The following is a 17,735-nucleotide window of genomic DNA, read 5'->3' on the forward strand; positions in this document are numbered from 1 at the left end:
CTGCTGCTCAAACCGGAATGTGGCAGGTTTTATCATAATTAAGGCAGGCGACATTTTTCGACACTTTCTTCGAGGGCAAGCAGGTGTTCATTATGAAACGAAATTACATAAGTCAGGCCGTTCAGTATCTAGTCGGCGAACAGGAAACCAATGACCCGTATCGCCTGGCCCGACAGCTGGGTATCCAGGTGGACGAACACCCATTCCGGGGTCGAATCCGGGGCATGGTGCTTAACATCGCCGGGCAGGTAACTGTCATTCTCAATGCTAATCTTCCCGGCTGGCTGAAACGGGTTGTACTGGCGCATGAATTAGGACATCTGGTCCTGTCACCGAAAGGCTATGGATACTTCTGGCTTGCAGAACATACTTTGATGGAATCGAAGACCGAATACGAAGCACATCGGTTTGCGGCAGAACTATTGAGTTGGGACGAAACACCTGAAGAAGACGAAACCCTGGAACAATTTGCGGCCAGGGTGGGTGTGCCGGTGGAGATGATGAGGTATCGGGGGCCATATGAGAATGACTTGGCTTACCAGGTTGATGCAAAAGGTAATTGCCCTAAAACGAATAGAAGTTGTCGATGCTAATACCTCAATTGACTGGGCGGAAAAACAGGAATGGCGCGATTGGGGACCGCCTCTTGATTTGGTGCGAGGCGAATCATATCGGCAAAAAGCTCTTCAACAGTTGGCTGGCAAGCCCCGGGTCAACGGCTACCTTGGCCCAGTTCTTGACGTAGACAGAAAGATTTTAGCCCAATACGAGGTGTCCTGGCCCCCTTATGAGGGTGAAGGAGTACAGGATAACCCAAGCACGAAGATATACACCAATCTGGATTTCCCCCCACGAAAGGTTCCTGAGCCACCTGGATACTATTTGGGGAAATACTATACAAAGTACGTCGACACAGTAAAAGAACTCAAGCGTACCCGTGAATATGAAAAAGCTGAGCAGTTATTACTTGCGCTTGTGGATGCAGTGGAAGCCGAAAGTAAGGCTAAAAATTGGGTTGTTGCACCATGGTATTATGAACAGTTGGCCATAATCTACCGCAAGCAAAAACAACTGGATAAAGAGATTGCCATATTACAACGCTATGCAGCGCAACAACTGGACACGTCATCTATTAATGCTAACCCTCTTCTAATACGTCTTCAAAACCTACAGGCTAACAGCCAATAAAGGCAGACTCTCTAGAGAGGAGGCGAAAACCGCGTGAAAAAACGTCCTGACGGCCGCTACCAGGCCAAAGTTACTTTGCCCGGCGGCAAAGTCAAGTTTGTATATGGCCGCACCATCCGAGAGGTCAACGAAGCAAAGGAAACCTTAAAAATGCAGTATGCTTTGGGGGTCATCCCAGATAACAAAATCACGGTCCAGGAGTGGGCTGAAAAGTGGTGGAGAACTGTCAAAGAGGGCAAAACAGGGAACAGTTCTCAGGAAGGATACCTGCTGGCGATGAACAAATACATATTCCCCGCTCTGGGGAATATGAAGCTCAAAGATGTGAGGCCCATCCATGTCCAGAACCTCATCAATCAAATGGGCGAACAAGGCAAATCAAAGAGCCTTCAGCGGCAGGTCCTGGTGGCCCTAAACGGGATGTTCAAGTACGCGGTCCGCAACGGGCTGATAAGTGGTAACCCGGCCCAGTACACGGAATACTATGAGGTGCCGGCGAACGAACGGCAAGCTTTGACGCCTGCACAGGTAGCAGAGCTCCTGCAAGCCTGTAAGGGCACCCGGGCGGAACTCGCCACCCACTTAGCCTTGTACTGTGGCTTGCGCCGTGGTGAAATGGTTGCCTTGAAGTGGTCCGACCTAGATGAGAATACGCGGACCATCCACGTGAAAAAGGCGGTAGAGTTCGTCAACAATCAACCTAAAGAGAAATCTCCAAAAAGCAAAGCGGAGGAAAGGATTATTCCTATTCCCCCGCATCTTTGGGACATGCTCCAGTCTCAACCTAAGAAGTCCATGTTTGTTATTCCCTCCGACCAGGGCACACAGATGACCAAAACGGCAGTCAGGAGACTACTTGAGCCAGTCCAAAAGAAGGTCAGTTTCTACTTTACCTGGCACATGCTGCGGCACACTTATGCCACCGCACTTGATAAACTAGGCATACCCCCAAAAACCTGCCAGTATCTCCTTGGTCATGCCGACATCTCCACAACCAAAAACATTTATACCCATATCCAAGATGAGCATATTGCCCAGGCCGCACGTCAGATTCAGAATATTTACCACCTGAGCAAGTCATAAAATCAAATCAGGTGCTCCTAATCAGGTGCTCTTTCGAACGGTTGTTCTGACTACTTTTTGACTACCTGACTACCGATAAAGTGCGATATTTTGCGATAAAAACTGGTAAATTTGAAACATTAAAAAACCCCTCCAACCTCGGAGGGGCCTTGATTTTTCCTGGTGGGCCATCGGCGACTCGAACGCCGGACACCCTGATTAAAAGTCAGGTGCTCTGCCTACTGAGCTAATGGCCCGCTTGAATTTGAGTGGCTGGGGTGGCTGGATTCGAACCAACGAATGCCAGAGTCAAAGTCTGGTGCCTTACCACTTGGCTACACCCCAGTGTTTCTGACGATAGTAAATATATAAGAATTCGGGGCAGATGTCAAGGAGATACCGCCCGAAACCTGTTTTAAAAAGCATCGATTATGTGTTATAAAGTAAAAAGACCGGGGCAGTGCCAGACACTGGTTTTTGAAGCAGTTTTTTAACCTTCTGCGGTTGATTGAACGTCACCCACAGACAGCATCTGTGTTACACTGGAAAAATCAGTGTTCATCTGTGGCTAGAAATCAAAAGGGCTGGGGAAGATGAGGGGGAAAAGAGGAATGAAAACCGTGGCTTTAGTTAACTTTAAGGGCGGGGTAGGGAAAACTACCTTGGCCGCTAACCTGGGTGCCGGGTGCGTTGCCGCCGGCAAGAAGGTCCTCCTGATCGACCTCGACCCCCAGGCCAACCTCACTTTTTCTTTCTTCAGCGTCCCTTTCTGGGACAGAAACCTCCGGGAAAAAAGGACGATTAAGCGCTGGTACGACGAGTTTATTAAATCAGGCAGAGAGCTGCCCCTGGACGAGATATGGGCGGAGCCGGAACGCGAAATTATCAGCAACACCGGGTTTTTGAAGCTGGTTCCCTCTCATCTCACCTTGTTCGAGATCGACATAGAATTGGGAGGAGCCCTGGCCGGGGCATCGGAACGCCAGAGCCAGGCCAATTTCCTGCGGGTGCTTTCCCGGCTCAGACGGGCACTGGAGCAGATCCCGCCCTGGCGCTTCGACGTGGCCATCATCGACTGTCCCCCGGCCTTTAACATCATCACCCAGACCGCGGTTGCAGCGTGCGATTACTACATCATCCCGACCAAGCCTGACTACCTCTCAACCTTGGGGATGGAGACTCTACTTGGCCACGTACAGTTCCTGGTAAACCGTTACAACCTGTACGCAGAAAAAAGCGATGGTGCTTACCAGCCGATTAATCCCATTTTGGCTGGAGTCGTGTACACTATGGTCAGCTTCCGCTCCAAAGAACCGTACTCCGCGCAGCGCACTTACATGAACCGGGTAGAAAAAGAGCTCGGTCTACCGGCTTTCAAAAGCTACGTCCGAGAGAATAAGACGATGTACGCCGATGCCCCTGAGTACGGCATCCCCGTAATTCTGGGCAAAACCGCCAACCCCACCCAGCGCGAGATTAAAGAGGAATTGGAAGCGTTAGTAGCTGAGTTTATGGAAAAGTGCGGGATTTAGAGCCACAGATTAACACAGATAAGCACAGATTAACACAGATTATCATCGGATTACCGTAGATGGTCACAGATTATTATAGATTGTCGCAGATATTACACATCCCCACGACACTTGAAAGTGTCACCAGTGGCGAATGAAAACCGGGCCGTTGTAATATATGATGGAAAATTCTTGGTTATAAGACCATCTGTGTTCATCAGTGACCATCTGTGTCCATCTGTGGCTATCTTCGGGGCAGGTGATGAGATGAAGAAAGAGGAACTTATTAAAGCTCTCAGCTTCTTGAGCGACATCCTGTCGCAGATGACCGACGAAGAATTCCGGGCCTTAGTCCAGGGAAAACTGCGCTGGGTCCTCGAGGAGAAGGAAAAGCCAAAGGAAAAAGCGGAAAAACCGGCCGCTGCCGAGGGGAAACCGGGCTTTGCCGACATCGAAGCTTTCTTAGCCACCGTCCGGGATGAGGCCGAGGCCCGTGCTTTTCTGGCCGCTCACCCGTCGACCAAAACCAATGCCAATCTTTTGGCCCTGGGCCGGGCCTTAAAAGCGCCGGTTAAAAGCAGGCAGCGCAAAGACGAGCTCATCCAGGCTATCGTGCGCCACACCGTGGGGCGAAGGCTGCAGAGCGAGGCTATATCGCGCGTCACCGCCCACGAAGGCCACAATTCTTAGACGCTGGTTAACATGGATCGCCATGACTTGCGCTGAAGGAGTGATTGCACCTGGACGTAGCGACTACGGGAAAAGAGAGAGAGAACCATGCCAACCTGCTCCGCCTGGAAGTCGAGCGCTTGACGCTCGAACTTCGCAGGCTCGGTGCCAGTAAGATACTGCTCTTCGGTTCCATGGCTCGCGGTCGCCTGGACCTTTTCACCGATATCGATCTCCTCGTTGTCATGCACAGCAATTTGCCGTTCGTCGAACGGTGCGGCTGGGTCTACCAAAAGCTCATGCCCCGGGTTGATGCCGATATCATAGTCTATACCGAGCAGGAGTTTGAATCATTAAAAGACAGCCCCTTTTTAAAAAAAGCTCTCGCTGAGGGAGTGGTGTTGTATGAGGCGAACCCCGCTTGAGGAAGGATTAAGATGGTTGGAACAGGCCAACGAAGATCTTAAGTGGGTACAGTTGCTTGCGCGCGAGGGCGGGTATCATCTTGCCTGTTTTCTCTCGCAGCAAGTGGTCGAAAAGGCCTTAAAAGCGTTCCTTTATGCGCAAGGAGAAGAATTAGTAGTGGGACACTCGGTCGATTCCCTGCTTGCTCGCGCTAGTAAATACGAACCCCGGTTTGAAAAGAAGCGTTCCGTGTGGTCTTGTCTTGACGGCTATTACATTGCCACCCGTTATCCTAACGGTCTGCCGGACAGCATTCCAGCACGCGTCTTCAACGCGAGACTGGCACAGGATGCTGTGGAGCTGGCACAAGATGCCGTCGCCTTCGTAGCCGGATTGTTGATCGTTCCCTAGTCGTGGCCCTTGTGCGTGCCACGGGGGGCCTGCTTCGAAAATAAAATGTGTTCCAGATTTAAGCAGTGATGCCGACAAGTGTCCTCACGGGCTGCGTGCAATATCATATAAAGTATCACACCCAGCAGCAGTTTCGATGCGCTTCAGGCGGTTCCTCAGGTTCGCCTGCCCCCACCGTCACGGGAGCTGGTTTCGCGCCCTCCCGGAAGACCGTGACCCCCTTGAGTCCGAGTTCCCACGCTAAGCGGAAGGTATGGTCAACGTCGGCTGGTGTGGCTTCGCGAGGCAAGTTGACCGTTTTGCTGACCGCGTTGTCCACGTGCTTCTGTACCGCGGCCTGCATCAGCAGGTGGTCTTCCGGGGCGATCTCCCGGGCCCCTTTGAAAACCCGGGCCATATCGGCGGGAATACCGTCAACCCCCTGGCAACTCCCCCGCCGGGCTACCTCAGACCGGACCGTTTCCGGTATGCCATGCCTCTCGCATTCCTGCAAGAACAGGGGAGAGAACACTTCTATCTTGCCGGCGGCACTGGTGGACTTGGTGTAGGCCACAGCGAAAATCGGCTCTATGCCGTACCCCTCGCAAGCAGCGATGAGCGTGACTGACCCAGTAGGAGCCACACTCAGGAGAGCGGCGTTGCGCCGGGGGTCATCCGGGTAGTAGACGCTTCTTCCCCACCAGGGAAAAGCCCCCTTTTCCCGCGCCAGCTCGCGAGAAGCTTCCTCAGCCGCTGCTTTGATGATGGCCGCAGCCCGGTCCGCCCAAGCCCGCCCCTCTTCCGAATCATAGGCCAGGCCCGACTTGATTAAAGCATCAGCCAGCCCGGTAAAGCCAACGCCGATTCTGCGAGTAGCCCTCGTGGTCTGGGCTATGAACGTCAACGGGTACTGTCCCACGTCGATCAGGTTGTCCAAAAACCTAACCGCTATCCCGACCGTCTCCGCCAGTTGCACTTCTTTCAGGTTCCCCGCGGCATCAACCATAGGCGCCAGGTTTATGCTTCCTAAAATGCAGGATTCCCCGGCAAGAAGTGGGACTTCGCCACAGGGATTGGTAGCGGCGATTACTGTTCCTCTAATGGGATTAGACCTCTGAAGAGCATCAAGGAAAACCAGCCCCGGTTCTCCGCAAGCGTGGGAGGCCTCGACGATGGCTTCCCACACTTCGGCCGCTGGTAATTCCGCGATCGCCTGACCGTTGAAAACTAGCCGCCAGGTGCCGTTCTCGCGCACGGCCTCCATGAAAGCGTCGCCAACCCCTACCGACAGGTTAAAGTTCGCCAGCCCCCCTGCCAGTTTTGCCCGGATGAATTCGAGGATCTCGGGGTGGTCAGCGTTCAGAATCCCCATGCAGGCTCCTCGCCGCACCCCACCCTGCACGATAATCCCGGCCGCGTGGTCGTACAGCCGCAAGAGCTCCACCACCCCGAAGGCTTGGCCCTGGCTGGAGCGGACCGGAAACCCGCGGGGCCGGATGGCCGAGAAATTGTAACCCACCCCTCCGCCCGATTTGAACACGAGGGCGGTATCTTTCAGGGTCTCGAATACAGATTCCAGGGAATCCTCAAGGGGTAGGACAAAACAGGCTGCCGGTTGCCAAGGGCGGTCGGGCTTGCCCACGTTGGCCCAGATTGGGGTTGACGGCACAAAAAAGAGCTCCCCTATGATACGGGCAAACCTTTCCTCCCACTGGCTCGGTTCCTTTTCGGCCGTCGCTACAGTCCGGGCCAGGCGTCCTACTGCTTGGTCAAAGGTTTCGGCCACTGTTCCCTTCTCGTCCCGGATGGCGTACCTGGCCTCGAACAGTTTCTGCCCGTCCGCTGACAGCACCCCGCCTCACGTCCTTTTCCAAATAGCCTGGGTTCAACACCATGCAACCACTAACAAACAAGGCCTAGATAGGTAACCACAGAAATCCCAAGTTTATCTTTCATGGAAAAGTTCCCTCACCAAAACATCCTTGGGAACCTTGATGTGATTAGCTACGTCAGTAACTATCGACGAGAGAGTCCCCACTTTCAATGGATTATGTACAAAACTCTACTCTTTCCAACCGGAAACTCTACGCTGGTTTACATTCAATATACCATAACGTTGATCTCCCATTCAATTGTGCCCCGAAACGCGCTTTTTCTTGGGTTCTCACCGCTTTTTTCTGACCTGAGCGTTACGCTGCCGGATCAGGCTGCTTACACTTCCCTCGTGGCAGTACTGCAAAAGGTCTTCGCCCCCATGAAGTCAAGCCGGCACTCAGCCGGAGTCGAAAGGAAACGAAACCCCCAACAACTGCGGGTTTCTCCCAGCCACAGGCTGAGTGCCGGGTTGTTGATCTTCCCTAAAACTGCACGACGCCCGAGTTCTTGAGATTCGATATCTCTTCGGAGGTGTAGCCCAGTTCCTCAAGCAGCTCGCAGGTATGTTCGCCTACCTCGGGAAAGTCGAGCCTGACCCGCCCCGGGGTATGTGAGAGCTTCACGGGGATACCCGGTACAAACATGGCCTTTCCGGTGCCGAGAAAATCGTCTATCATTATGACCATCTCCCGCTCCATGACCTGCGGGTGCTTTGCCATTTCTTCCAGGCTCAAAACGGGAGTAAAGCATATGTCGCTGTCGGCAAAAAACTCGACCCACTCGTCGCGGGTCATATCTCTAAATACCTCGCCTATGGCATTGATCATTTCTTCCTGTTTGTCCTGAACCCACTGTAACGGGATGAAGTCGAGCCTGCCTATCTTGGCGCAGAATCCCTGCCAGAATTTATCTTCAATGGCCCCCAAGGAAACGTACTTGCCGTCCTTGGTTTCGTAGATATTGTAACAAGCATAACCCCCGGTGAGAAGCTCTGCTCCCCTTCGCGGTTCCTGCCCGGCGCCGGACCATTCTCCAAGGGTGTAGGCCAGCATGTTGATGGCCCCATCCATCATCGCCACATCACAGAACTGGCCTTCCCCGCTCTTCTCCCGGCCGAGGAGAGCTAACAGAATGGCGTTTACAGCCCCGTGGGTTCCTCCCGCGATGTCGGCGATCTGCGCGGCGGACATGGCGGGCTTACCCTCTTTGGTTCCGGTTAGGCCGGTAACCCCGGCCAGGCTGAGATAGTTCAGGTCGTGCCCGCCCGCCATTTTTAGCGGGCCGGTCTGCCCGTATCCGGTTATGGCGCAGTAGATCAGCCGCGAGTTGATTCCTCTAAGTTGCTGGTAGCCCAGTCCCAGCTTATCCATAACCCCGGGCCGAAACTGTTCCAGAAGCACGTCGGCAGTCGCTACCAGTTTGCGGAAGACGGCTTTCCCTTTTTCTGTTTTCAGATTCAGGGCTATGCTCTTCTTGTTGCGGTTTACAGCGTAAAACCGCGCGCTCTGTTTTCCCATCTTCGGGGGTACCCAGCGCCCCCACTCCCCTGTAAGCTCTTCCACCTTGATAACCTCGGCCCCAAAATCGGCTAAGAATTGGGAACAAAGCGGGCCGGGAAGATACATGGAGAGGTCGAGCACCCTGATTCCTTGCAGAGGCAAGCCCATTTTTCCACCTCCTGTCTGCACTACTGTACAGCCCTGGTTCCCTGAGCGTTGAACCGGACCAGCCTACCTGGTCCGGTAAATGTTCAGGGGGTCAGCTTCTTCCCGCAGCACTCTCAGCTCTTCGACTAATATAGGTTCCGCCTCAGTGGCCCGGGAAACATCGATGTCAAATCCGGTGTTTTCCTTAATCTGTTGCACCGTGACCCCGGGGAAGTACTGATCCACGTACATGATTTTGGTTTCGTCGTCGTATCGCATGATACCCAGGGTGGAAATAAAGCAGCTAGGCCCTCCGGGCAAGCCCAACTCTTCCCTCCTCACCCAGGTGCCTTCTGGCCACTTCTTTACCATCCATCCCGGAGTAGTCAAGTAATCTACCTTTTCTACTACCCGACGCTTCTGGTGGTGCATGGTGGTGATGGTGGTTTTGGCGAATCCCCCGATGTCGACCGCTCCTGCCGTTCCCGCCAGCCGTTTGGCCGGTTTGTTGTAATCGCTGCCTATGAACGTGGAATTTACGTTGCCGTATTTGTCGATTTGAGCCCCGCCGATAAAGCCGAAGTCGATTTCCCCCCTGACCAACGGGAATAACCCTTCGGGATCTCCCATCTGCCAGGAAGACCCGTAGGTCAGCCGGCTGTCCATGATAGAAATGGGAATTTCGATGGGATTAGCATCCGCTTGGCCGGTTTCTACTATCATTATCATGTTCGGACAGTACAGCTTTTTGGCTACCTGGGTTGCCAGAAGTGGTAAACCGATACCTATCAACCCCATTTTCCCATCAAAATTTTTCAGCTCCCTGGCCGAGTAAATTACCATGGCCTCTGCCGGTGTATAATCTCCAGGTCGCACAAACTGAGCCATTACTTTATCCCTCCTCTCATTCTCGGGCGGTACCCAAAAGGAGGTATGGCCCGGAGTTTTTCTAACCGAGCTGCCCCCAGCTTGTTTAGATAGCCGAGATGATCCTTGACACTGAATATCCACTCATCAGCCCATTCTTCGAACCCTTGCTGGGTGCGAGCTTTTTTGGCGTACTCCGTCAAAAAGGGAATGTCCATGTCGTAGTAGTTATAAACCTGGCCGGGATGAGCTCCCCAGGGTACTTCTACCACCATGTCGACACTGGTAGCAGGTATCTGGTTACGGTTCGGATCCCGGCGCAGGTATTCTTCCGGCACCACCTGTTCCGCCGTAATTATCACCTTTTTAGCCGCATGGACCGCAAAGTGATCAAAGACTAGGCTCCCGTCAATCCTTGCCGTCCCTTCTTCTCCTGCCTGCTGCACGTGGGCGATGAAAACGTCCGCCTTTAGGGCCGGGTGAAGCTGCACCACCCCTTCCCCGAAAAATGGGTCCTCCATCAGCACGTACTTTTGGGCGGGGAGAACTTCTTTGTTCCGTGCCAGTTCCCTGATCTTAGCCACGTTGTCGTATGCGGGATTCAGCACGTCAGTACCTAAACAAAGTTTCGTCGCGATAAAGGGCGCTCCTGCCATGGCTGCCAGGGCTTCAAGACACACCTCCGTGTGCCCTATGTCATCTATGATGATGCGGCCTTCCTCAGACATCCGCTGAATACAGGGGGAGATACCAAAAGCCCCGATAGAACTGTACGTACCCCGATAAGCAACAGCGCACCCGCCGCCCACCAGTATGTCCTCGGAAAGAGAGCACTCGGCTAGAATTATCAGGCCCCTTTTTCCTTGGCGTACCAGCTCGTAAGCAGCGGCAACCGGACGGCGATCCTCCACCACGCCTCCCATGACTATGCAGTCACCGTCTTTCACTTCCTGCATGGCCTCCTGCAGGCTCACTACCTTGCTCTTTTTCATGATGGACCTCCTTTCCTCAAGTTGGGTTGTGCTTCCTTCTATCCGGTCCCACCCCCTCCCCTGCCGAACGGCCCACTTGAGCAGGGTCATCCTGCTCGTTATACGTCGCTTCGCCAGGCCAATACGCCTCACGAATACCCCTATTCTCGCCGGCCTCATGCGCTCTGCGCGGACGGTAGCCGAAGGGAGGAACGCTGCGCAGTTTTTCCAGCCTGGCAGCTCCCAGCTTATCCAGGTAGGCTTCACGAGACGGCAGGCTTACCACCCATTCGTCCAGCCAGTTCTTGAACCCTTCCTCCGTGCGGGCCCGCACTGAGTAGTCACGGATGTAAGGCATATCCACGTCATAGAACCCTGGAACCTGGCTCGGATGTCCGCCCCACGGCACCTCTACTACGCGGTCCACGCTGGTTGCCGGAATCTGGTTACGGTTAGGATCCCGCCGCAGGTACTCCTCAGGTACCACCCGTTCCGCCGTAATGATTACCTTTCGTGCCGCGTGTACGGCGTAGTGGTCAAAAGCCAGGCTGCCCTGTATCCTTGCAGTACCCTCTTCCCCTGCTTCCTGTACATGGATAACCGCTACATCTATTCGCATGGCTGGCTGCAGTTTCACCGTCCCCTGCCCGTAAAAGGGATCCTCCACGAGAACGAACTTTTTGCGCGGAATCGTTTCTGGGTTTCGGGCCAGGTTTCTTATGCAGGCAGTACGGTCGTACGAAGGGTTGAGGACATCGCTGCCCAGGGTGACCCGGGTGGCGACGAAGAGGCTTCCCGCCATAGCAGCCATGGCCCCCAGGATGATATCGATATGGCCGATCTCATCGGGGATAAGCTCCTCGTGCTCGATTTTTCGTTGTGTGGCAGGCGACAACCCGAAACTGGCCATACCGGTGTAACACCCCCGCCAGGCAGCCACGCAGCCAGCCCCGACCAGGATGTCCTCTGCCAGCGAACACTCGGCCAAGAGGATTAGCCCTCTTTTTTTCTGCCTGACCATCTCGTAAACTGCAGCCATGGGCCGGCGGCAGTCGATGAGTCCGCCCAGAAAAACCACGTCCCCGTCCTGTATTTCTTGTACTGCTTCTTTCAGAGAAACTACCTTGCTGGAAGCCAAGTCCTTCCCTCCCTTCTCGCCAGCGACCTCGAACCACCACGCTATAGAGGCCTTGTGGAAACTTTGCCGCATCGGTTTGCTGGTTTTGCAAGTACCATGCCAGCAGCGCTCATTTCCGACGCACTCCCTTCTGTCCTCTCTGCAGATGACCTGTTTATTTCCCATGTGTTACGCCAAAATCGGCATTGCTTCCAATTTATAAGCATAAAGACCTTTTCCTTGCCCGAAAGACGTACAGTTGTACGTTTTGCACAAGTGACAACCATTTGCAAAATTTCCTTGCCCGCGCTTTTTCTGCAGAATCTCAAAACCTTGTCAATTTTGCCAAGTCTCGCATTTCAGGGCTCCTAGGGGAGAATTCGGCAAACCAAGAGTTCTCAGTAAAGAATTTTTGCCAAACTCTGACTACGGTCGAGGAAGAACAAGAGCAGCCGTACTGCGTCAAACCGGGCTTTCAGACCATCCTCACCCCAGTGGCACGCTTTTTGCGATGCGATTGACTTACAAAGCGTCTGAAAGGAGGGATGCCAGTCCAGAAAACGGGTTTGGGCAGAGCCTTATCAAGCCGAAAGGAGTGTCATTGCCAGTGGTGAGAGAGGTAGTAATAGTGGGGGCAGCCAGGACTCCCATAGGGGACTTCATGGGCAGCCTTAAAGATGTACCGCTTATTCGGCTAGCAGCGATAGCCGGAAAGGCGGCCCTAGACAGAACCGGCATTAGTCCTGACACGGTAGACCAGGTACTGCTGGGCCATTGTCTGCAGGGAGGGGCCAAGGGCAATCCTGCCCGCCAGGTCCAGGGCCTAATCGGGGTTCCCTGGGAGGCCTATGCGGCCACCATCAACCAGCAGTGCAGCTCTTCGCTCCGGGCGCTGGAGATTGGCTGCCAGGAGATCATGCTGGGCAAAAACGATGTGGTTCTAGCTGCCGGGGTAGAAAGCCCGAGCCAGGCTCCATACTATCTTTTCAAAGCCCGCCAGGGATACCGCCTGTTCCACGCTGACGATGGGCCGTTCGATTCTTTGATATGGGACGGGCTGAACTGCGCCATCATGGGCTATCACATGGGAATCACCGCCGAGACCCTAGCCGAAGAGTACAAGATATCCCGCGAGGAACAGGACGAACTGGCCTATACCAGCCATACCCGGGCAGCAGCCGCCATCAAGGAGGGGAAATTCAAAGACGAAATCGCTCCGGTAGAAATCAAAGCCCGCAAGGGAACGGTCGTAGTCGATACCGACGAGCATCCCCGGGCTGATGTCACCGTTGAAGCCTTGAGCAAACTGCCGCCTGTTTTCAAAAAAGACGGAACCGTGACCGCGGGTAACTCCTCGGGCCTAAACGACGGTGCGGCAGCGGTAGTCCTGATGAACCGGAACAAAGCCGAAGTGTTGGGTGTAAAGCCCTTGGCCAGGGTAATCAGCACGGCGTCCTGCGGTGTTCACCCCCGGATAATGGGCATCGGACCGGTGTTCGCAATTCCCAAGGCCCTGAAGTATGCCGGCCTTGAGATGAAGGACGTGGACTACTTCGAGATCAACGAAGCCTTCGCCGCCCAGTGGCTGGCCTGCAACCGCGAGCTGAAAATCGACATGAGCAGGGTCAATGCGAACGGTTCGGGCATCGGTTTGGGTCACCCCACCGGTTCTACAGGGGTGCGGCTGGTGGTTACGATGCTGTATGAAATGCGCCGCAGAGGTGCCAAAATCGGGTGTGCTTCGCTGTGCGCCGGAGGTGGCCCGGCAATTGCGGCAGTCATCGAAATGCTGTGATCGCCGGGGACTAAGGAGGTGGATAGGTGATGGAAAGAATTCTCCCTTTTACCCCGGAGCACGAGATGCTGCGGCGTGCCTTTTCCGATTTCCTCGATAACGAGGTCGTCCCTTATTACAACGAGTGGGAAGAAAAAGGCATTGTCCCGCGTGAAGTCTATAAGAAAATGGGGGACTACGGTTTCTTGTGCCCCTGGGTGGATGAAAAATACGGTGGGGCGGGGGCCGACTTTCTGGCTTCGGTGGTGATCAACGAAGAAATAGGCAGTAAAGGAGTCATCAGCTTTTTCTCATTCTTGCACAGCGATATCGTCGCCCCGTACATCGCCAGTTACGGAACAGAGGACCAGAAAGCCCGCTGGCTGCCAAAATGCGTCAGCGGCGACATCATACTGGCCATTGCCATGACTGAACCGGGTGCCGGTTCGGACCTGGCGGCAATGAGAACCCGGGCCGTCAAGGATGGAGACCACTATATTTTAAACGGTTCTAAAACCTTCATTTCTAACGGGATTCTGGCCGATCTGGTGGTGGTAGCTGCCAAGACGGATCCCGCAGCCGGAGCCAAGGGGGTAAGCCTCTTTTTGGTGGAAAGAGATACCCCCGGGTTTATCCGAAGCAGGCAAATACCCAAAATAGGCCTGCACGCCCAGGATACAGCCGAACTCTTTTTTGAAGACTGCCGGGTACCCGCCAGCAACCTCTTGGGGAAAGAAGGGAACGGGTTCATCTACCTAATGCAGAAGCTGCAGCAGGAACGCCTGCTGGCCGCTATCGTCAACGTCACCCTGGCCGAAAGGTGCTTAAAACTGACCCTCGACTACGTAAAGCAAAGGCATCTTTTCGGAAAGCCTCTCAGTTCCTTTCAAAACACCCAGTTCGTTTTGGCGGAAATAGCAACCGAGATCCAGCTCGCCCGGGGCTTCGTCGATACCCTGGTGTTACACCACATGGCGGGTAAGGACGTGGTTCAGGAGGTGAGCATGGCAAAGTATTGGGTATGCGAAATGTCCCATCGGGTTGCCAACCGCTGTGTTCAATTGTTCGGGGGGTATGGCTATTGCACGGAGTACGAAATTTCTCGCCTGTGGGCCGATACCCGCGTCCAGAGCATTTACGCAGGTACTTCGGAAGTCATGAAGTTGATAATCGCCCGGGGATTGGGGCTGTGAAGGAACCAGCCACAGGTTAGCACCGGTATTATTTTTCGATTTGCCTACTGGGACACGTCCGAGTGTCATCGGGTTCTGTGATGGAAATTGGGAAGGAGGAATTAGATTATGGAACTAGCGAACCGGAGTGCTATCATTACCGGAGGTGCTTCGGGCTTGGGCGAAGCTACCGCCATCAGGTTTGTTAAAAACGGAGCTAACGTGGTGATATTCGACCTCAACGAACAAAAAGGCCTGGCCCTGGCCGAACGCCTGGGAGAACACGCAGCTTTCATAAAGACGAACATCGCTAAACCGGATGACGTGCAGAAAGCCGTGGAGTTCACCATACAAAAGTTCGGAAAAGTCGACATTCTCGTGAACTGCGCTGCGTTTGCCGCAGCTATGAAGACCACTGACAAGAAGAAAGGGCCCCATGATCTTGATCTCTTCAGAAGAACCATCGAAGTGAACGTAGTCGGAACCTTCGATGTAATCCGAACCGTAGCCACCCGCATGCTCGAGAACCCTCCCAATGAAGAGGGAGAAAGGGGAGTAATAATCAACACGGCGTCGGTAGCCGCCTTTGAGGGACAGATAGGCCAGGTGGCTTACGCGGCATCCAAGGCAGCTACGGTAGGGATGACGTTGCCCATAGCCCGCGATTTGTCCGAGCACGGGATAAGGGTATGTACCGTGGCTCCGGGGATTTTCGATACCCCGATGCTGGGTCAGCTCCCGGATAAAGTGCGGGAAGCCCTTGGCAAAATGATTCCATTTCCCTCTCGCCTGGGGAAACCGGATGAGTATGCGCGCCTGGCCCAGCACATAGTTGAAAATCCGATGCTGAACGGCGAGGTAATCCGCTTAGACGGAGCCCTGAGGATGCAGCCCAAATAGCTTGCAGAAGAAGAAAGGGGGGTAATCCATGCCTGACAACGAAGTGGTGATAATCGCTTCGGCGCGCACGCCTTTTGACCGCTTTGGCGGCGTAACTAAAAATGTTCCCAGCGCCGTGCTGGCAGAGTGGACGATAACCGAACTGTTGAAACGGTCCGGACTGGAACCCCAGATGATCGACGAGGTCAACCTGGGGCAGTGCCTGCTTCTGGAAGCCGGAACCCAGACCGACATCATCGCCCGCCAGGCTTTGATAAGAGCTGGCTTGCCGCAAGAAACCCTATCTATGAGCATCGACCGGGCTTGCTGCTCATCCACGACCGCCTTGCAGGAGTCATGGAAGAACCTGATGATAGGCGAGGCCGAGATCAGCATGGCCATAGGGGTCGAAAACATGAGCCGAGTCCCATATTACTTGCCTCCCGAGTACCGGTGGGAAGGCCCCCGTCTGGGGAACGCCAAGCTGGTGGATATCCTTTTTCAACTGGGTTACGCGGGCTTTGGGGTTCTGGCAGTCGACGCGGGGGAAGTGGCCGTCGAATACGGCGTAACCCGCGAGATGCAGGACGAATGGGCCTTACGCAGCCACAAGCTGTATGCCCAAGCCGAAGCCCGGGGAATATTCAAAGAGGAGATATTTTCAATTCAAATACCCCAGGGTAAGAAAAAACCGCCGGTAATACTGGATCGGGACACCCAGCCCCGCCCGGATACCACTTTAGAGGAACTCGCCAAACTGCCAACGGTGTATGGGAGCCCTACCGTCACTCCCGGTAACGCTCCGGGAATGAATACGGGCGCTGCCGGTGTGGTCGTGACTACCAGAAAAAAAGCTCAAGAACTGGGGTTAAAGCCTCTAGCAACCCTGCTGCGGGTGGTGAGCATCGCCCGCCCGGCCCGAGAAATCGCCATCGCTCCCGCTCCTGCTATTCAGAAGGGTTTGGCCGCGACTGGCCTGACGTTAGATGACATCAAACTCATAGAAATCAATGAGGCTTTTGCAGCCATGCCCCTGGTTTCCACCAAGATCCTGGGTGATTTCGATGAAGCTAAGGTAAAAAAGCTTCGCGACATTACTAATGTCAACGGCGGGGCGATAGCCATCGGTCACCCGGTAGGAGCGAGCGGTCTCCGGATAACCCTAACCTTAGTGAACGAGCTTCGCCGCCGGGGAGGTGGATACGGGGTCGCTGCCATCTGCGGAGGGCTGGCCCAGGGGGACTGCGCGGTTGTGAAAGTGGATTGAAATGAGGGGGAGAGGTCGGCATGGAATTTAAGACTTTGCTTTTCGAGAAAGACGCAGGTATCGGGATCCTTACCTTGAACCGCCCCAAACAACTGAATGCCATAAATGGTGAAATGTTAACCGAGCTGTCGAATGCTATGGACAATATAGCGGCGGACGACGAAGTAAAAGTGCTCATAATAACGGGCGGGGAAAAAGTCTTTGCCGCCGGTGGGGACATAGCGTTCATGTCGGGGGCCGATTCGCTCACCGCCGAATCGTTTATCGCCCTTTGTCACCAAGCTTTTGACAAAGTTGCTAATCTGGAAAAACCGGTTATAGCGGCTATAGCAGGAATGGCTCTGGGCGGTGGGTGCGAACTTTCGCTGTGCTGTGACATCCGCATTTGTTCCGAAAATGCCACGTTCGCCCAGCCCGAGATCAACCTGGGCATCATTCCGGGAGCGGGCGGAACCCAACGGCTTGCCCGCCTGATTGGCCCGGGGTGGTGTAAGTATTTGACGATGCTGGGAGATCCAATTGATGCAGACACCGCGTTACGTCTTGGCCTCGTCGCCAAAGTGGTTCCTCCGGATCAGCTGATGACCGAAGCCAAAAAAATAGCAGCCAAACTCGCGGCCAAACCTCCGGGGGCCCTGCGTGTTCTCAAAAAAGCTATCAACTACGGTATGAACGTGGATCTCGCATCAGGGCTTGCTTTCGAACAGAAAGTATTCGCCCTCTTGTTCTCTACCCAAGACCAGAAAGAAGGGATGAAAGCTTTTATGGAGAAACGGAAACCCGTTTATAAAGGGCGTTAAACCCTAAGGTCAAGGTTTTGGCATCCTATGGAAACTGGGGTCGTGTACCCCGAGGGGGTATTTCGAAGGGGACTGTAAAAAAGGCCTGAGAAAATGCAAGCTGCCAGTTTCACTTGGCTGAAACTGGCAGCTTAAAGTTCCT

General features: G+C 54.2%; 17 protein-coding genes and 2 tRNA genes. 12 read left to right on the top strand and 7 right to left on the bottom strand.

Features of this window, described 5'->3' with window-relative positions; all coding sequences use genetic code 11:
- Window positions 1-92 precede the first annotated feature (92 nt).
- Genes SLIP_RS09770 through SLIP_RS09780 form a run of 3 tightly spaced genes read left to right on the top strand, consistent with a single transcriptional unit; the run spans window position 93 to window position 2,271 of the window.
- Window positions 93-593 (top strand): ImmA/IrrE family metallo-endopeptidase, encoded by a 501-nt coding sequence (locus tag SLIP_RS09770; protein WP_013176126.1) that lies wholly within the window; start codon window positions 93-95, stop codon window positions 591-593.
- The gene (locus SLIP_RS12200) at window positions 526-1,188 is read left to right on the top strand and encodes a hypothetical protein (protein ID WP_148216570.1); all 663 of its coding nucleotides are present in this window, start codon (window positions 526-528) and stop codon (window positions 1,186-1,188) included. The genes SLIP_RS09770 and SLIP_RS12200 overlap by 68 nt, the downstream gene beginning before the upstream one ends.
- A 33-nt stretch (window positions 1,189-1,221) precedes the next feature.
- Window positions 1,222-2,271 carry a tyrosine-type recombinase/integrase gene (locus tag SLIP_RS09780; protein ID WP_013176128.1) on the top strand — a complete coding sequence of 350 codons (1,050 nt, stop codon included), beginning with the start codon at window positions 1,222-1,224 and terminating at the stop codon, window positions 2,269-2,271.
- Between the two features lie 160 nt (window positions 2,272-2,431).
- Here the strand turns inward: SLIP_RS09780 and SLIP_RS09785 are convergent.
- Together SLIP_RS09785 and SLIP_RS09790 are read right to left on the bottom strand one after the other, a co-directional pair.
- Window positions 2,432-2,507 (bottom strand) — tRNA-Lys (locus SLIP_RS09785).
- A gap of 13 nt (window positions 2,508-2,520) precedes the next feature.
- Window positions 2,521-2,595: transfer RNA gene (locus tag SLIP_RS09790), tRNA-Gln, on the bottom strand.
- Window positions 2,596-2,861: 266 nt separating this feature from the next.
- Between SLIP_RS09790 and SLIP_RS09795 the strand changes: the two genes are divergently transcribed.
- The 4 genes from SLIP_RS09795 (at window position 2,862) to SLIP_RS09810 (ending at window position 5,246) form a co-directional block, all read left to right on the top strand.
- Window positions 2,862-3,782 carry a ParA family protein gene (locus SLIP_RS09795; protein ID WP_013176129.1) on the top strand — a complete coding sequence of 307 codons (921 nt, stop codon included), beginning with the start codon at window positions 2,862-2,864 and terminating at the stop codon, window positions 3,780-3,782.
- Between the two features lie 246 nt (window positions 3,783-4,028).
- Window positions 4,029-4,451, top strand: a complete 423-nt coding sequence (locus tag SLIP_RS09800) for a hypothetical protein (protein ID WP_148216571.1) — start codon at window positions 4,029-4,031, stop codon at window positions 4,449-4,451.
- A 44-nt stretch (window positions 4,452-4,495) separates the two neighbouring features.
- Window positions 4,496-4,855 (top strand): nucleotidyltransferase domain-containing protein, encoded by a 360-nt coding sequence (locus SLIP_RS09805; protein ID WP_013176131.1) that lies wholly within the window; start codon window positions 4,496-4,498, stop codon window positions 4,853-4,855.
- On the top strand, window positions 4,836-5,246 hold the full coding sequence (locus tag SLIP_RS09810; protein ID WP_013176132.1) for a HEPN domain-containing protein: 411 nt from the start codon (window positions 4,836-4,838) through the stop codon (window positions 5,244-5,246). Before SLIP_RS09805 ends, SLIP_RS09810 begins: the two co-directional genes overlap by 20 nt.
- 115 nt (window positions 5,247-5,361) lie before the next feature.
- Here the strand turns inward: SLIP_RS09810 and SLIP_RS09815 are convergent, their stop codons facing one another.
- From SLIP_RS09815 to SLIP_RS09835, 5 genes are all read right to left on the bottom strand, one after another.
- On the bottom strand, window positions 5,362-7,077 hold the full coding sequence (locus tag SLIP_RS09815; protein WP_013176133.1) for an adenosylcobalamin-dependent ribonucleoside-diphosphate reductase: 1,716 nt from the start codon (window positions 7,075-7,077) through the stop codon (window positions 5,362-5,364).
- A gap of 505 nt (window positions 7,078-7,582) precedes the next feature.
- Window positions 7,583-8,767, bottom strand: a complete 1,185-nt coding sequence (locus tag SLIP_RS09820; RefSeq protein WP_013176134.1) for a CaiB/BaiF CoA transferase family protein — start codon at window positions 8,765-8,767, stop codon at window positions 7,583-7,585.
- 63 nt (window positions 8,768-8,830) lie between these two features.
- A complete protein-coding gene (locus SLIP_RS09825; RefSeq protein WP_013176135.1) occupies window positions 8,831-9,634 on the bottom strand; it encodes a CoA-transferase subunit beta in 804 nt (267 codons plus the stop codon).
- Window positions 9,634-10,605, bottom strand: coding sequence for a CoA transferase subunit A (locus SLIP_RS09830; protein ID WP_013176136.1), 972 nt, complete (start codon window positions 10,603-10,605; stop codon window positions 9,634-9,636). The genes SLIP_RS09825 and SLIP_RS09830 overlap by 1 nt, the downstream gene beginning before the upstream one ends.
- A 16-nt stretch (window positions 10,606-10,621) precedes the next feature.
- The gene (locus SLIP_RS09835) at window positions 10,622-11,722 is read right to left on the bottom strand and encodes a CoA transferase subunit A (protein ID WP_013176137.1); all 1,101 of its coding nucleotides are present in this window, start codon (window positions 11,720-11,722) and stop codon (window positions 10,622-10,624) included.
- Window positions 11,723-12,311: 589 nt separating this feature from the next.
- On the opposite strand from SLIP_RS09835, the gene SLIP_RS09840 reads away from it, so the two are divergent.
- The 5 genes from SLIP_RS09840 (at window position 12,312) to SLIP_RS09860 (ending at window position 17,593) form a co-directional block, all read left to right on the top strand.
- Complete coding sequence (locus tag SLIP_RS09840; RefSeq protein WP_041433634.1) at window positions 12,312-13,496, top strand: thiolase family protein; 1,185 nt, start codon at window positions 12,312-12,314, stop codon at window positions 13,494-13,496.
- Between the two features lie 29 nt (window positions 13,497-13,525).
- On the top strand, window positions 13,526-14,668 hold the full coding sequence (locus SLIP_RS09845; RefSeq protein WP_013176139.1) for an acyl-CoA dehydrogenase family protein: 1,143 nt from the start codon (window positions 13,526-13,528) through the stop codon (window positions 14,666-14,668).
- Window positions 14,669-14,776: 108 nt separating this feature from the next.
- Window positions 14,777-15,547: a 3-hydroxyacyl-CoA dehydrogenase gene (locus SLIP_RS09850; protein ID WP_013176140.1), complete on the top strand. Its 771-nt coding sequence runs from the start codon at window positions 14,777-14,779 to the stop codon at window positions 15,545-15,547.
- 28 nt (window positions 15,548-15,575) lie between these two features.
- Window positions 15,576-16,793, top strand: a complete 1,218-nt coding sequence (locus tag SLIP_RS09855) for a thiolase family protein (RefSeq protein ID WP_013176141.1) — start codon at window positions 15,576-15,578, stop codon at window positions 16,791-16,793.
- A gap of 20 nt (window positions 16,794-16,813) precedes the next feature.
- Window positions 16,814-17,593: an enoyl-CoA hydratase/isomerase family protein gene (locus tag SLIP_RS09860; RefSeq protein WP_013176142.1), complete on the top strand. Its 780-nt coding sequence runs from the start codon at window positions 16,814-16,816 to the stop codon at window positions 17,591-17,593.
- The last annotated feature ends 142 nt before the right edge of the window (window positions 17,594-17,735 follow it).

Source organism: Syntrophothermus lipocalidus DSM 12680, from assembly GCF_000092405.1.
Lineage (GTDB): Bacteria > Bacillota > Syntrophomonadia > Syntrophomonadales > Syntrophothermaceae > Syntrophothermus > Syntrophothermus lipocalidus.

What these genes read in the sequence shown, in the direction of transcription:
- SLIP_RS09770 (WP_013176126.1), top strand. Translation starts at nt 93, where the DNA reads ATGAAACGAAATTACATAAGTCAGGCCGTTCAGTATCTAGTCGGCGAA.
- SLIP_RS12200 (WP_148216570.1), top strand. Translation starts at nt 526, where the DNA reads ATGACTTGGCTTACCAGGTTGATGCAAAAGGTAATTGCCCTAAAACGA.
- SLIP_RS09795 (WP_013176129.1), top strand. Translation starts at nt 2,862, where the DNA reads ATGAAAACCGTGGCTTTAGTTAACTTTAAGGGCGGGGTAGGGAAAACT.
- SLIP_RS09800 (WP_148216571.1), top strand. Translation starts at nt 4,029, where the DNA reads ATGAAGAAAGAGGAACTTATTAAAGCTCTCAGCTTCTTGAGCGACATC.
- SLIP_RS09810 (WP_013176132.1), top strand. Translation starts at nt 4,836, where the DNA reads ATGAGGCGAACCCCGCTTGAGGAAGGATTAAGATGGTTGGAACAGGCC.
- SLIP_RS09820 (WP_013176134.1), bottom strand. Translation starts at nt 8,767, where the DNA reads ATGGGCTTGCCTCTGCAAGGAATCAGGGTGCTCGACCTCTCCATGTAT.
- SLIP_RS09825 (WP_013176135.1), bottom strand. Translation starts at nt 9,634, where the DNA reads ATGGCTCAGTTTGTGCGACCTGGAGATTATACACCGGCAGAGGCCATG.
- SLIP_RS09830 (WP_013176136.1), bottom strand. Translation starts at nt 10,605, where the DNA reads ATGAAAAAGAGCAAGGTAGTGAGCCTGCAGGAGGCCATGCAGGAAGTG.
- SLIP_RS09845 (WP_013176139.1), top strand. Translation starts at nt 13,526, where the DNA reads ATGGAAAGAATTCTCCCTTTTACCCCGGAGCACGAGATGCTGCGGCGT.
- SLIP_RS09850 (WP_013176140.1), top strand. Translation starts at nt 14,777, where the DNA reads ATGGAACTAGCGAACCGGAGTGCTATCATTACCGGAGGTGCTTCGGGC.
- SLIP_RS09855 (WP_013176141.1), top strand. Translation starts at nt 15,576, where the DNA reads ATGCCTGACAACGAAGTGGTGATAATCGCTTCGGCGCGCACGCCTTTT.
- SLIP_RS09860 (WP_013176142.1), top strand. Translation starts at nt 16,814, where the DNA reads ATGGAATTTAAGACTTTGCTTTTCGAGAAAGACGCAGGTATCGGGATC.